Raw genomic sequence first — 13,347 nt, 5'->3', positions numbered from 1 at the left:
TGGTTCATCCTGTGAACCAGCGGTTCATTTAGCGACGTCGGCTGTAAGCTAGCTCACAGAAAGTTGGGCGTCAACGGCATTTCTGGAGGTTGAGTGAGCACGCAGAGCGTGGCGACGGCGATCCGCGTGATCGAGGCGGTGTCGGCAATGCAGCCGGTCGGGCTGTCGGCGCTGGCGCGGGAGCTGGGGCAGTCGAAGGCGACCGTGCTGCGGATGCTCACGACGCTGCGGGAGCTGGACTGGGTGGAGCAGGGCGAGCCGCCGGCGTCGGCGTGGTCGCTGACGTTCCACGCGTACGCGGTGGCGGCGCGCAACGAGTCCGGGGCGAGCCTGCGGGACGCGGCGATCGGGCCGATGAGCGACCTGCAGCTGGACACCACGGAGACCATCCACCTGTGCGTTCCGGACGGGCGGGAGCTGATCGTGGTCGAGCGCCTCGACACCCCGCACGTGCTGCGCGCGTTCCTGGCCCTGGGGACGCGGATCCCGCTGCACGCGTCCGGCACGGGGCTGGCGTTTCTGGCCGCGTCCGACGACGCGTTCGTCGACGAGTACCTGGCCGGCCCGCTGGAGCAGCGGACGCCGCAGTCGCTGGCGACGCCCGAGGCCGTGTGGGAGGCCCTGGGCGCCGTGCGGGAGCGCGGCTACTCGATCAACGAGGGCGGGCTGAGCGACGGGATCACGTCCCTGGGCGCCGCGATCGTGGACTCGTCGGGGACGCCGGTGGGCAGCGTGTCGATCTCCGGGCCGGCGAGCCGGATCGTGCCCGCGAAGTTCGAGGAGTTCGGCGAGGCCGTGGCCGCGACCGCGCGGGCGATCGGCGGGCGGGTGCGGGTGAGGGCCTAGGCTTTCGACTTGGCCCGGGGCAGGACCCTCCATTCCGTCACACCATCTGGCTACGATGAAAGCGGCCGTCAGGGGGCCGGCCACACAAACATCGACGTCCCCGCTTTCGGGGGGATCGATGGAACACGAAGTCTCTATCCTGACGTCGAGCGCAGCGTCCTTGGACCTGGCAGAGCGCACTCACCGGTGGGGGCACCTGTCGCCGTGCGTTCTGGATGCTACGTTCTCCATCAACGCGCGGTACAACGCCGCCGTCGCTCCTACTGTTCGCCGTTACGCGGACTGGGCCAACCTGTCGGACGCGCTGGTCGGGGCTTCGCACTCGCCCCTGAGTCCGCGCGACGGCGAACAGACGTTGTCTGAATTCCTGGCGAGCATCGACGGGATGGACGATGAGTCCTTCGCCGCGGACGTCCTTCGGAACCGCCAGGTCACGTCCACCCGCGGCGGCATCCGTAAGGCAGCGGCCGTACGGCAGCTTGCCGGTGCCCTCCGCGACCATGGGGTGGAGATCCTCGCGGACGTTCCCGTCCTGATGGCCGACCTCGACCGGCTGGCGACAGTCGAAGGGCAGCTCAACAGCGTGAAAGGCAGCGGCCTGACCGGCGTTCGCACCGGATATATCTGGATGACGGCCGGCGACGACCACACAGTGAAGCCGGACCGCCACATCCTCAAGTGGATCCAGAAGGCAATCGGGCGCCGGACGTCAGTGACGGAGGCCCGCACCCTCCTGAAGGAGACGGCCCACCGGCTTCAGGTCACGCCATGGGTCCTCGACGCCGCCGCCTGGAAGCACATGTCGCGACGCAGCGCCAAGACGGAAGGCTGAGTCGGACATGCCGATCTCCGTTGACACTCTGTTCTCGGCGGCAGGGGCGACGACGTCTGGCGTCGTTCCCTGGGGCGCCGAGATCCACGACGACCGTCCCGGTGTGTACTGCATCTCCTGGTGTGAGGACCCGAGTGTTGCGCATGTGCCGTCCCCGACCTATCGGCCCTCGATCCAGGCGTTTGCCACGCTTCTGGACGCCCACCCCGGTCTCCCCGTCGACGGGGCGGCGGCGTCCTACGAGTCCTTCTCGGACCGACTGGGTCGATTCTGGTTACCGAATGAACCGGTCCTCTACATCGGCAAGGCCGGCACCTCGATGTCATCGCGTATCGCACAGTACTATTCAACGCGCTTAGGCGCCCGTGCCCCTCACTCCGGTGGTTGGTGGCTCAAGTTGATCCATGACTTCGACCAGTCGTTCGTTCACTTCGCCGCATGCCCTACGCCCGACGCTGCAGAGCAAGCCATGCTGCAGGCATTCCGGGACGCGGCAGACCCTGCCGCGGTCGCGGGCCTGCACGATCCCGACCGGGTGGCTCCCTTCGCGAACGTCGACGTCGCCAAGCGCCTACTCAAGCGCCATGGCCTCACGAACTACAAGGAGAAGCGTTCGCCCGTCAAGGCGTCTCCCGTCCCATCCACCGCGCCGTCGGCCCCGGTCATCGGGGAACGAAGGGGTGGGATGCCTCGGGCGACACAGGTCCTGAGCCAGATCGTCACGGACAACGATCGCGCCAAGAGCAACCTCCGCATCCCGGCGGCTTCGAAGCACGCTTCTCCCGACCATCCGGTTCGCGTGAACATCGAGATCCACGGCGTTACTCGCGAGAGCTTCTTCTTGGCGCTGAAGAACGAGCGCGTCCACCGCACCGTGTACGCGACGAAGGCCCAGGCCCGGCGGGACCTGATCCGCTACATCGAGGGCTTCAACAACAGCCGCCGACGCCATTCGGCGCTCGATTACCGGCGCCCCAACGAGGTCCACTACAGTTACCAAACGCCGGCGACGGCAGCGTAGAAAACCAACGAATCCGCTGTCCGAAATCTCCTAAGCAGCCCACCTCTCGGGGATCCACAGGTGGCCGACGAACTGCTTGCCGCCCTTGGCCATGTTCACCCGCCGGTGCACCCCCGCCCACTCGTACAGGTCCTGGAACAGGTACCGGTGGATGGCACGCACATGGTCCCCGCCGAAGGACCGCGCGATGGGGCCCTACCCATGATGATCTCCGCGCTGCGCCGGGCCACGATGTGCCGCACGAGCCGGTCCTCCGGCACCGCCCCGGTGACGGTACGTCGACACCCGAATCCTGGCTGATTGCGACGACAGGTGCCGCCCGCCGCCTTGGGGGACGGGGCGGGCGGCGGATGCCGGACCATGGTGCGATGGCCGCGGGGAGCGTATTCTCGCCGTATGAGGCGCCCGGAGAAGTGCCCGCAGTGCGGCGTGGGAAGCATCGCCGAAGCGGAGGAGCAGCGGTGGGACGAGGACCAGGACGAAGCCTGGGACGACGACGGAGGAGCCGGGGCCGAGCCGTCTCTTCACGAGCAGCGCCAGGATGTTCCTTTTGTGATGCGCCGCGTCCGTTGGACGTGCCAGAACTGCGGCTGGACGGACGTGGGTTTCACTGCGGTCAGCCCCGAAGAGGGCCCCTCGAACGAACAGTAGACTCGACGGACCGGAGGCCCGGCGGGCCAGGGGCCCGGGCCGCGGCGCGGGCGCCTGCCCTTCTGGGACGCGGACCCGACGGTCCGGGTCCCCTGTCCCGGCGGCCTGATCCCGTGGTTGAATGCGCGGTAGTGGCCGCTCTCAGTTTCCGGCGGTGGGAGGACCGATGGCTGGCAACCGGTACGCCGTGGCATACCTCGATCTCTTGGTACGCGTCCACGACGCGGGTCTGATGCAACGCCGGTACGGCTTCTACTGGGCGATGCTCCTCGCATGGACACTCTCCGCCGGGGCGATTCTGGTCGCCGTGGCCACCCTGGATCACGCCTGGTACCAATTGGGGCTGGCCGCACTGCTCGGGCTGGCCATGGCCCAACTCGGTTTCCTCGGCCACGAGGCCGCGCATCAGCAGATCTTCGACAGCCACGCGTGGAACGAGTGGACCGCCCGGGTGCTGTCCGGCCTGTTCGTCGGCTTGAGCTATGGCTGGTGGGTTGACAAGCACGGCCGCCACCACGCCCATCCGAACCAGGAGCGGAAGGACCCCGACGTCGACCCCGGCGTCTTGACCTTCACCCCCGACGGCACGGACCGGCGCAGGGGCCTCGGGACGAGGATCGGGAAATACCAGGGCTATTACTTCCTGCCCCTCTTGTTCTTCGAAGGCCTCACCCTGCACGTCGCCTCCTTCCGGACCATCGCCACCGACCGGCACGTCCCGCGCCGCTGGACCGAAGTCCTCTTCCTGGGGGGCAGAACATTCGGCTATCTCGCGTTCCTGTTCACCGTCCTGCCCTTCGGTCTGGCCGTGGCGTTCGTCGCCGTCCAGGAGGCTGTCTTCGGTTTCCTGCTAGGCGGGGCGTTCGCACCGAACCACATCGGGATGCCGACCGTCCCGCAGGACGTCAGGCTCGACTTCCTGCGTCGCCAGGTGCGCATGTCACGCAACATCCGCGGCGGCTTCTGGGTGCACTTCCTCATGGGGGGACTTGAATACCAGATCGAGCACCACCTCTTCCCCAAGGCACCACGGCCGAATCTCCGGGCGATCCGGGCGATGGTCCGGGAGCACTGCGCCCGCCACCGGGTCCCCTACACCGAAACCACACTGCGCGAGGCGTACGCCAGGATCATCCCCTACCTCAATCAGGTCGGACTCAGGAACCGCGACGCCTACACGTGCCCGCTGGTCCGGCAGTACCGCGGTTGAGTGCACCACCCACGCCCCGGACGCCTGCGTGCCCGGCGCGGCAACCCGAAAGGGACCGACCCGTGAAGATCGTTGTGAACCACGAGACCTGCGTTGCCTCGGGAAACTGCGGGTTCCTCGCCCCGCACATCTTCGGGAACCCGGAGGAAGACGACGGGTTCGCCCGCCTCCTGGACTCGCATCCCCCCACGGAGGCATGGGACATCGCCCTGGAAGCGGCGCGGCTCTGCCCGACCGCATCCATCCGCATCGACGGGGCTGCTTAGGCGATTTCGGACAGCGGATTCGTTGGTTTCTACGCTGCCGTTGCCAGTTGAGTCCCGCATAGTGGTGTAGCGCGCGGTGGTCGGGCACGTCGCCTCAGACGTGGACGCGGCCACCGTGTGGTCCTTCGAGTCGGCGCCGAATGGGGCCACCCAAGCTCCTCCCGCACCGTCCAGCGCAACGGGTACCGCCACCGGGACCTGGACACCAGGGTCGGCACCGTCGACGTTGCCATCCCCAAGCTCCGGTCCGGCACGTACTTCCCGGACTGGCTGCTCGAACGCCGCAAACGCGCGGATTCGGCGCTGATCACCGTGGTCGGGACACTCCTGCGCACGGACTCACAGCCATAGCCCTACTCATGACGTCAAGCGCCTTCCTTTGATTCAATGGCCAGAAGCCCGAGATAGCGGTAAATGGTGGCCCGGCTGACTCCTAGCAGTTTCCCGATTTCGGGAGGAGTCAGGCCGGCGGCCCGGTACTGGCCGGCCTGGCGAACCTTTTCGGAGTCGGATGTAACGCCTGGTCGGCCTCCCTTGCGCCCGCGGGCCGCCGCTGCGGCGAGGCCGGAGCGGGTGCGTTCGGCCAGCTGGTCGCGCTCGAGCTGCGCGAAGGCAGACATGACAGTTGGGCTGCTTAGGAGATTTCGGACAGCGGATTCGTTGGTTTTCTACGCTGCCGTCCCAACAGGGCGTGTCAAGAAATCTGTGTACTCGACCCACGAGACTTCCAGATTCGAATTGATCCAATGAACGATTGCTGCATCGTCGGACGGCGCAAACGTGTAGTTGCGCTGATTCAGCTTCCCAATCAATGACCCTGGAACCGGCCTGTATCCCAAAACGGCACCGATGCTCCGGAAGAATGTCCCGTGTCCTCTTGCCCGGAGTTCCTGGTCGAGGAGGCGCCGCTGCAAGCTGCGCTTGGCCTCGCCAAGATAGACAAGGCGGTCACCGCGCTTCTCTGCATGCACGCGAAAGACCTCGGGCAGCACCTTGATGTCGATGACCCGCGCGGCATAGAGACCGGGCCGATCAGGGATTAAACCATCTATAGTCCCAGCAGGAATGAAGCTCTCGTCGGCCAGCAGGGAAACCTCGACTCGGCCTGCGTCTTCGACGAGGGCCTCCTCCGCCCCATAGTTGTCGTCCGGTGAATCCGCTGACGCCCACTGCCCCTGCAAAGTCGCGCCTGGACGGGGCGCTTCTCGATACGCCAGCCGCAGACCTCCGTCGGCATGCGTGAAGAGGTGAGGGTATTTCCTTGCCCGCGCGCTGATCTGCGAAGGAGGTACCGGCTTCTCGTCTTTGCGAACGTACATCCGCCCTGAGTTGACGGCATCTGCCACTTCTCGGGTTGTCAGCGGGCGATCGGCGTTGGCTAGGACCCGTTCCATCGCCTCATGAAGGGTCGACACGACTACGCCCCGCCGAGCAATGCTTTGCCATGCTGGAAGGCGGCGAACTCGATATGGTCTGCAGGGACGTCGGCCCGTTCCGCCCACGCATGCATGTACCTAAGAGCCTCTTCATAGGTCCGGACACCGAACCCAAATGCCGGCTTTAACAGGGCAAGGCCGGTCTCGGCATGCAGGGCCGCGAGGACGAACCGGTCCACGATTAACGATGGATGATCCTCTTTCCCGGCCCCTGTGAAATACATGAACTTCGTAAAGAAAGCTGGTCCAAGATACTTCAGCGCGGTCCTCCCCCGGGGCATAAAGGTCTCAAACGCCTCCACCGGAGACTGCGCGGCCAGTTCGCGCCCCAGCTGCAGAATATTGCCGCTTGTCGGCAGCGAACGGACGGAACTGATGCGCCGCGCGTTGTTCCGATGTCGAGTCCCCGTTCCCCAGGCGAGTGCGTTCCAGAGGACGCGCTCGAGATCCGCAGGAGACGAAGCTTCCTGGGCAAGCTGAAAAATCTGGCCGCGGCTGATCGTCGCACATGCGGACTCATTGTTCGTCGCGACAAGGGCATGCTTACCCACCTTGCGCTCCCACCAGGAGGTTGCGACGACAACATCATGGCCAACGATGTCAGTCTGGCGGTCAAGCTCATTGAGCTTCAGTCTGATTGCAGTCGGAACGGACGCTACGCCCATATCGCTTCCCCCCCACCCCTGATCCGGCAACCCGAGCGTTCCCGGCACGGTCAACCTACCAAGCACTACTGATGAAATAGCGCCGAACAGGCGAACTCTAAGGCCGCAGATCCAGCGCGCGCATCTCCGTGTTCCTCAGCGTCTCCAGCAGGTCGTCCTGCCGCGCCTGCCCCAGCGCCAACCGGTACTTCGCCAGCCCGGACAGCAGCCGCTGCGTGCGCGGCACGTCCCGGCTCAGCGGGTGGTCCAACAAGCGGCGCTCGATCCGGTGCTCGCCCCGGTGCACCCAGTAGGGCGCGAACTCCCGGACGTGCTCGGGCTGCTCCCCCGCGGCGTCCTCGGCCCGGCGGAACAGCTCCTCCCACGGGTTCCGCGGCCGCCCCCGCAGCACCTCGGCCGCGTGCGCGGCCGCCACGTTCTTCCGCACCGCGTGCCCCATGTACCGGTGGACGCGGCCCTCCCGCTGCTCGAAGTCCACGGGGTTCGTCGGCACGTTCCAGTGGATCACCGAGTGGCTCCACCAGTGGAAGTCGATCCCCTCCTGGCCCACGGACGTGGACGCGAGCACGAACGGCCAGAACGGGCTGTTGAACGCCGCGCGCACCTCGGGCAGGCGGTGCGCCGCCCCGGCCTCGGTCCTGCCGCCGGCGTACCTGACGGCGAAGCGGGTGCCCATCGTGAGGGGCTTGTCCCCGCTCCCCGGGGCCTTCGCCTGCAGGGACGCCACGGTCAGCGACAGCGCCTTCCGCACCCCGTCGGAGATCCCCCACAGCTGGTCCACCGTGGTCGCCCCGCGCGGTTGCTGGCTGCGCAGCTGATACACGTACTCGTCCAGCACGGCCTGCAGGTTCCCGTCCGCGCAGTACCGCAGGATCGCCTGCCAGTAGTCCAGCCCCGGGTACTCGGCGTCGAGCAGCGCCGTTGCGTCCTGCCGGTTGAACAGCGTGCGCAGCCCCTCCGCCGCGTGCAGCGCCGCCAACCAGTGCTCCTCCGCGTCGAACGACGGCGGCAGCACCCGCCCCAGCGCCCGGTACATGCAGTTCGCCGGCGAATTCAGCGCGAGCGTCCCGACGCCGTCGCGCCACCCGCCGCGCCCGGCCGCCGCGGTCTCCAGCATGCGCTCGGCATGGAGCATGAACAGCGAGTGGCCCTGCGGCTCCGGCGCGGGCGCAGGCGACGGCGCGGCGCCGCCGTCGGCCGTCCTGTCCGCCGCCTCCGCGATGGCCGCCCGCGCCGCGTCGTGGTCCCGCGCCCACGCGCGGGGCAGCGCGCCGCGGATCCCGAAGTACGCGGCCCAGAGGCCCCGGTCGTCCGAGGCGTCGGCCTCCCGCGCCGTGGCGCGGACGGCGGCCTCCGCCGCCTCGGCGAGTGCGGAGGACGACGGCGGCGCCCCCGTCCCGTCCGCCTCCGCGGGCAGGGCCAGCGGGTCCGCGGCGGCCGCGAGGGCGGCGTGCGGGATGAACAGCGCCGCGGCGGACATCGCCGTCGGCTCCCCGTCCCGCACGCGCCAAGCCAGGCGCGGGGCGAACCGGGCCCGCGCCTCGGCCGTGTTCTCCGCAGGCTGCTTCGCCCGGGCCATGATCCGGCGCTCGGCCTCGTAGGAGAGCAGCGTGCTGACGGCATTCGGCGTCGCGCTCCAGGCGGAGAAGAGCACCTGCTTCGTCGCCGCCGCCCCGACCTCCGCGTACGCCCCAGCCGGGCGCGCGTAGGGGCACGACGGCGGCATCCACAGCAGCCGCCACAACCCGGAGTCGATGACGTGCCGCTCCACCTCCCGGTACTTCGCGTTGTCCCCCTCGAGGCGCCCGTAGGCCCGGTGCGCGTCGGGGTCGATCACGGTCAGGCGCGGCAGGTGGGGCCGGACCTCCGCGGCCGGACCAGCCACGGTCCCGTCGATGACCTTGCCGAGCTGGTACTCGCCGAGGAAGTTCGCGAAGTAGGGCACGGACTTCCAGTACTCGATCGGGTTCCCGGCACCCGCGGCCCGCGACGCGGCGGTGAGGGCCGCAAGGCTGCGCAGGTCCGCCGGACGGACGTCGCTGGGGGCCATCTCCAGGACGCGGAGCATGTCATCCTCGCCCAGCTGCGGGCGCTCGGTGCGGCACATGAAGCGCTTCAGGTGCGTCTCGACGGCCTCGGCGTTGTCGCCGGGCTCGATCCCGGCGAGCTGGTGCCGCCTCTGCAGCAGGAGCCGCTCCAGCCGGTCCATCCAGCCGGGCTCGTCGCGGGAGAGGAACCGCAGCAGCTCGAGGAACTCCTCGGCGTGGTCCTCCCCGTCGTCGCCCGCGGACGTGTGGGCCTTGTAGGGGGTGGCGGAGAGCAAGAGCAGCTTGGCGCCCTCGTAGTTGAGGAACTGCCGCGCCAGCTCGGCCGCGCCGGCGATCTCGGCGTCCTCCTCCGACCCGTACAGCAGGTCCTGGAAGCGCTGGAACTCGTCGAGGATGATCAGGTCCGGCTCCAGGGCCTCGAGCCCGGCCTCGGCGAGGACCCCGCGCAGGTCGCGGATCAGGTCCCGCAGCTGCTCCTTGAGCCGGTCCGTGGTCTCGGCGGAGCGTAGCAGCCGCCGGAACGAGCGCAGGAGCCCGGCATCGGTGGCGCGCCGGCGGAAGGTGGCGACGACGTCGCCCGGGAACCCCTCCGGATGCCGGCGGGTGAGCTGGCCGACGTGGTACAGGAAGCCCCTTCGCCCGGAGTTGCCGCGGAGCAGCTCGATCGCCCGTTCCCGCGCCTCCTCCGGGAAGCGCCGCGGCTCCCGGCGGTTCTCCCGTTCGCCGAGCACCGCCTCAAGCATGAGGAACAGGACGGCCCGCTCCTCCGCGTTACCGAGCCGCTGCCCCTCGTTGAAGGACGTGCCCGGGGTCAGGGAGATGAAGTTGACGCGCTTGCCGGTCCCGGGTCCCGGCTCGGCGTTGAGCCGGCCCAGCTCCAGCGGCAGCAGGGTCAGGCGCGTGGCCTCGACGACGTCGGCCTGCCGGGTGACGTTGACGCGGTCGAGGTTCTGCTTGGCCAGGTCCTGGTTGGAGCACATGTAGACCACATCGATGCGCCCCACGGTCTCGTCCGCCTCGAGGTGCTCGATGGCCCGGGCGACCACCCCCGCGGCGACGACGGACTTCCCGAGCCCGGTCTCGTCTGCGACAAGGAACCGGTCGGTGGGCCGGCTGGACGTGTAGAAGCGGCGGTGCACGTGGTTGACGGTCCGCCGTTGGAAGGGCTTGAGCCCGCGGAGCGTGGGCTTGGCGCTGAATCCGGTCACTGGTCCTCCTCCACGGCGGCGACGGCGGCGTCCCACAGCCGCCGCACCTGCCCGATCTCCTCGTCGTCCCCGGCCAGCTGGTAGAGCCGGTCCATGATCGGCTTCAGGTCCCTGAACAGTTCCCCCGCTTCCGGGCTGGTGGCCGCGGTCGCGACCGCCTCGAACAGTCCGGCGAAGGATCCCCCGGCCCCGATGTTCCCGAAGCGTCCGGCGAACAGGCCGCCGCCCCCGAGCGGCGCCTCGTCCTCGGGCGTGAGGAAGAGCAGCAGGAACTGGCGCAGCTTCTCGGGGGTGTCGAGCTGGCTGGCGATGACCTGGTCGATCCTCCCGTCCACGTCGGTGCGCAGCGTGCCCTGGGCGACGCCGGTGCGGACCAGGCCGGTGGCCGTGTCCGTGAGCTCGAGGAGCACGTACGGGGTGACCTGCTCGAGCGCGAGCCCCTCGAACGCGTGGCGCCCCTCCCCCGCCGGGTCGATGGCGGCGAGCCGGCCGGGCAGGGTCAGGAGCCCCAGCCTCGCGGTGATGCCCGACGGCGGGGCGTAGTCGTGCCGGACGTCCACGCGGTAGGCGCCGTCCCGGTCCCCGGGGGCGGCGTCGAGCAGGTAGGCGTGGACCGCGGCGGCGATGAGCGCGTCCTGCAGCCGCCGCTCTGCCTCGTCCTCGGCCGTAGGCGACGCGCCGCCGTCGCCGTCGAACTCCAGAAACGGCAGGCCGGCGAGGGACTCCCTGATCTTCTCGGTCCCGATCCGGCTCTTGGGGCCGGTGAGTTCGACGGCGAACTCGACGTTGCGGCCGAACGCGGCCCGGGTGGCGTTGGCGGAGCCGATGAGCGCGTGGGTGGTGCGGTCGAAATCGGTGAAGAACGCCTTGGCGTGCAGCCCGCGCAGGTCCCCGGCGGCGGGGACGCCGGAACCGGCCGCGCCGTCGTCGTCCTCGTGGTCGTCGGGCGCGAGCCCGACCTCGTCGATGGCGTGGAACGCCGCCTTGCCCCTGAGGGTGGCGGGGGCGAGCTTGTCGAACTCGCCGGCCCGCCCGTAGACGTCGAGCGAGCCGCACCACGAGCCGGTGAGGACCTCGAGCGTGGCGTCGTCGACGAAGGGCGCGATGACGAGGCGCTCGCGGCCGAAGCCCCGGCGCTCGCCGCGTTGCCCGTTGAGGCCGACGGCGGTGTCGGGGTCGCGCAGGAACGCCGCGAGCGAATCGGCCGGGTGCTCGGCGCCGGTGCCGAGGGGCCGGAAGGCGGCGGTGCGGATGTCCTGCGGCAGTTCCCAGCGCACGCCGGCGAGGCGGCGCGCGAGGCCGCTGATCCGCTCGGTCCGCGCGGGCGGAAGGTCCACGGCGGCGAGGCCGGGAAGCGCGTCGATGAAGCCGGCCAGGGGCGCGTTGTCGATCGGGGCGGCGCCGTCGTCGTCCTCCCCGATGCGCCCGTCGAGGCGGACGAGCAGGTCCCAGGTGGCGTCGGGCGTGAGGTTGCGGCTGCTGCACAGGAAGCGGTAGGCGCGGTCTTCCCCGGATTCGTACTCGAGGAGCCAGACCTTGGGGTGGAAGAGCGCGCCGGGTCGCGGCGCGAGGACCTGGTGGACGATCGGCTCGAGGACGGCGAGCAGGTCGCTGGCCTGGCGCGGGGCGCGGATGAGGCCGGCCTGGCAGAAGACGTCGATGCGGTCGGAGACCTTGCGGATGGCGTTGAGGACGGCGACGGCGTGGCCGGGGTCCTCGCCGGTGCCGCGGACGAAGCTGAGCGGTACGGCGAGCGCGCTGACCATGTCCAGGGTGAACGTGGTGCCGACGGCGTGGGAGAGGCGGTAGCCGGCCGGGGGCCGGAGCTGTTCGGTGAGGGCCTCGCGGGCTGCGGGGTCAAGCACGGGCCAGTCCCTCCCGGATATCGATGAGCATGGTGCGGACGACGGGCCAGCGGAAGGCCTGCCGGTTGGCCCGCTCGGGCGGGGCCCAGGCGCGGAGCCGGCGCTCGTTGGCGAAGCGGGAGTTGGTTCCCTTGGCGCGGCGCTCGCGGTCGCGGACCATCCGGTGGAGGCGCTCGTTGGCAGTGGGGTCGGCGCCGGAGGCGAGCTCCGTGGCGGTCTGGGCCAGGAACGCTGCGGAGGCGGGCTGGATGCGCGGGTTGACGGTGCGGGCGCGGGCGATGAATCCGGCGGTGTCCCAGTTCCGGAGCAGGCGCTGCTGGTTCTCGTCGGCGTGCCAGTCGCCAAGGATCCCGGCGACCTGCTCCTCCGTCTCCGCGTCGACGGTGCCGACGCGGCGGCGGGCCTCGCGGGCGACGAGGAGGAAGTAGGTGGCGTCGAGCCCGTGCTGCAGGGCGGAGTAGGCCTCGGCGTGGCGGAGCCAGTCGACGGCGTCGCCGCTGGCGTTGGCTGCGGCCGGGTCCTCCCAGGGGACCTCGGATTTCTTGTCGACGCGCTTGGGATTGGCGACGAGCTGGCTGAGCAGGGAAGCGGGAGTGGTGGCGAGAATGCGGTCGCGGATCCACTCGGCCTCGGCCCGGTCGAGTTCCATTCCGAATTCCTCGGAGGAGGGGAAGCCCTCGGGTACGGGCGGCAGGCCGGCGTGCCAGACGGGTTCGTGCGGCAGGCCGTCGCCGTGCGCGGCGGCCTCCTCGAGCATGGCGTCGCCGATGGCCGCCCGCTCGACATCGACCCGGACGATGCCCCAGGCCCGGAGCGCGGACCAATAGGCGGCGGAGGGCAGCTGGGCGACCCGGTCCCCCGCGAGGCGGCCGATGAATCGGTCAAACTCCAGATCCTGGAAGCGGCGGATGAGCCGGCGCTCGGTTTGCTCTCCGGCGGTGCGGAGCTGTTCGCCGGTTCTGGCGTTGCCGGCGGATTGGAAGCACCACGGGACGAGCAGGAGGTACCGGGCGGCGACGTGCAGGACGGACGTGCCGGGGAACAGCGAATTGCTGATGCTGTCCCGGAACTGGCCGAGCGCGAGATCGTCAACGCTCTCAGGCGTGCCGAAGAGCTTGACGATCTCGCGCATGCGGCTCGTCTCAGCGGCGCTGGCGTCGAGCCAGGAGATCAGTGAGGGCACGGTTCAGTTGTACCCCGAGGTCTTCAACGGTTCATAGCAGCTGTAGCCGTCGTCGATTTCGAAGCGTGGCATTGGCGGTCGCCTGTCGGCGTCACATCCCGCTAGGCTAGACTCGG

Annotated in this window: 11 protein-coding genes and 2 pseudogenes; 6 read left to right on the top strand and 7 right to left on the bottom strand. The window is 69.5% G+C overall.

Annotated features, from left to right (window positions below):
* Window positions 1-93: 93 nt before the first annotated feature.
* From AC1Q5D_RS15435 to AC1Q5D_RS15425, 3 genes and pseudogenes are all read left to right on the top strand, one after another.
* The gene (locus AC1Q5D_RS15435; RefSeq protein WP_481739346.1) at window positions 94-846 is read left to right on the top strand and encodes an IclR family transcriptional regulator; all 753 of its coding nucleotides are present in this window, start codon (window positions 94-96) and stop codon (window positions 844-846) included.
* Window positions 847-964: 118 nt separating this feature from the next.
* Window positions 965-1,678 carry a hypothetical protein gene (locus tag AC1Q5D_RS15430; RefSeq protein WP_481739345.1) on the top strand — a complete coding sequence of 238 codons (714 nt, stop codon included), beginning with the start codon at window positions 965-967 and terminating at the stop codon, window positions 1,676-1,678.
* Between the two features lie 829 nt (window positions 1,679-2,507).
* A pseudogene (locus AC1Q5D_RS15425) lies at window positions 2,508-2,699 on the top strand (IS3 family transposase); the annotation flags it as partial.
* 30 nt (window positions 2,700-2,729) lie between these two features.
* Here AC1Q5D_RS15425 and AC1Q5D_RS15420 read toward each other — a convergent pair.
* A complete protein-coding gene (locus tag AC1Q5D_RS15420) occupies window positions 2,730-2,861 on the bottom strand; it encodes a hypothetical protein (RefSeq protein ID WP_481739344.1) in 132 nt (43 codons plus the stop codon).
* Between the two features lie 655 nt (window positions 2,862-3,516).
* Here AC1Q5D_RS15420 and AC1Q5D_RS15415 point away from each other — a divergent pair.
* The 3 genes and pseudogenes from AC1Q5D_RS15415 to AC1Q5D_RS15405 form a co-directional block, all read left to right on the top strand.
* Entirely contained in the window at window positions 3,517-4,560 is a 1,044-nt protein-coding gene (locus AC1Q5D_RS15415; RefSeq protein ID WP_481739343.1) for a fatty acid desaturase family protein, read from the top strand.
* A gap of 62 nt (window positions 4,561-4,622) precedes the next feature.
* The gene (locus AC1Q5D_RS15410; protein ID WP_481739342.1) at window positions 4,623-4,826 is read left to right on the top strand and encodes a ferredoxin; all 204 of its coding nucleotides are present in this window, start codon (window positions 4,623-4,625) and stop codon (window positions 4,824-4,826) included.
* A gap of 129 nt (window positions 4,827-4,955) precedes the next feature.
* A pseudogene (locus tag AC1Q5D_RS15405) lies at window positions 4,956-5,144 on the top strand (transposase); the annotation flags it as partial.
* 47 nt (window positions 5,145-5,191) lie between these two features.
* On the opposite strand, the gene AC1Q5D_RS15400 reads toward AC1Q5D_RS15405, so the two are convergent.
* From AC1Q5D_RS15400 to AC1Q5D_RS15375, 6 genes are all read right to left on the bottom strand, one after another.
* Window positions 5,192-5,446 carry a helix-turn-helix domain-containing protein gene (locus AC1Q5D_RS15400; RefSeq protein WP_481739341.1) on the bottom strand — a complete coding sequence of 85 codons (255 nt, stop codon included), beginning with the start codon at window positions 5,444-5,446 and terminating at the stop codon, window positions 5,192-5,194.
* Window positions 5,447-5,494: 48 nt separating this feature from the next.
* The gene (locus AC1Q5D_RS15395; RefSeq protein ID WP_481739340.1) at window positions 5,495-6,172 is read right to left on the bottom strand and encodes a GIY-YIG nuclease family protein; all 678 of its coding nucleotides are present in this window, start codon (window positions 6,170-6,172) and stop codon (window positions 5,495-5,497) included.
* Window positions 6,173-6,243: 71 nt separating this feature from the next.
* Window positions 6,244-6,927, bottom strand: a complete 684-nt coding sequence (locus tag AC1Q5D_RS15390; RefSeq protein ID WP_481739339.1) for an 8-oxoguanine DNA glycosylase OGG fold protein — start codon at window positions 6,925-6,927, stop codon at window positions 6,244-6,246.
* 97 nt (window positions 6,928-7,024) lie between these two features.
* Window positions 7,025-10,183 carry a C-terminal helicase domain-containing protein gene (locus AC1Q5D_RS15385; RefSeq protein ID WP_481739338.1) on the bottom strand — a complete coding sequence of 1,053 codons (3,159 nt, stop codon included), beginning with the start codon at window positions 10,181-10,183 and terminating at the stop codon, window positions 7,025-7,027.
* Entirely contained in the window at window positions 10,180-12,048 is a 1,869-nt protein-coding gene (locus tag AC1Q5D_RS15380) for a phospholipase D family protein (protein ID WP_481739337.1), read from the bottom strand. Before AC1Q5D_RS15380 ends, AC1Q5D_RS15385 begins: the two co-directional genes overlap by 4 nt.
* Window positions 12,041-13,231, bottom strand: coding sequence for a DUF6361 family protein (locus AC1Q5D_RS15375; RefSeq protein ID WP_481739336.1), 1,191 nt, complete (start codon window positions 13,229-13,231; stop codon window positions 12,041-12,043). The genes AC1Q5D_RS15380 and AC1Q5D_RS15375 overlap by 8 nt, the downstream gene beginning before the upstream one ends.
* Between the last annotated feature and the right edge of the window lie 116 nt (window positions 13,232-13,347).

This window comes from Arthrobacter paludis (genome assembly GCF_056782315.1).
The sequence above is the reverse complement of the archived record's forward strand: the minus strand, read 5'-3'. Positions and strand labels throughout refer to the sequence as shown.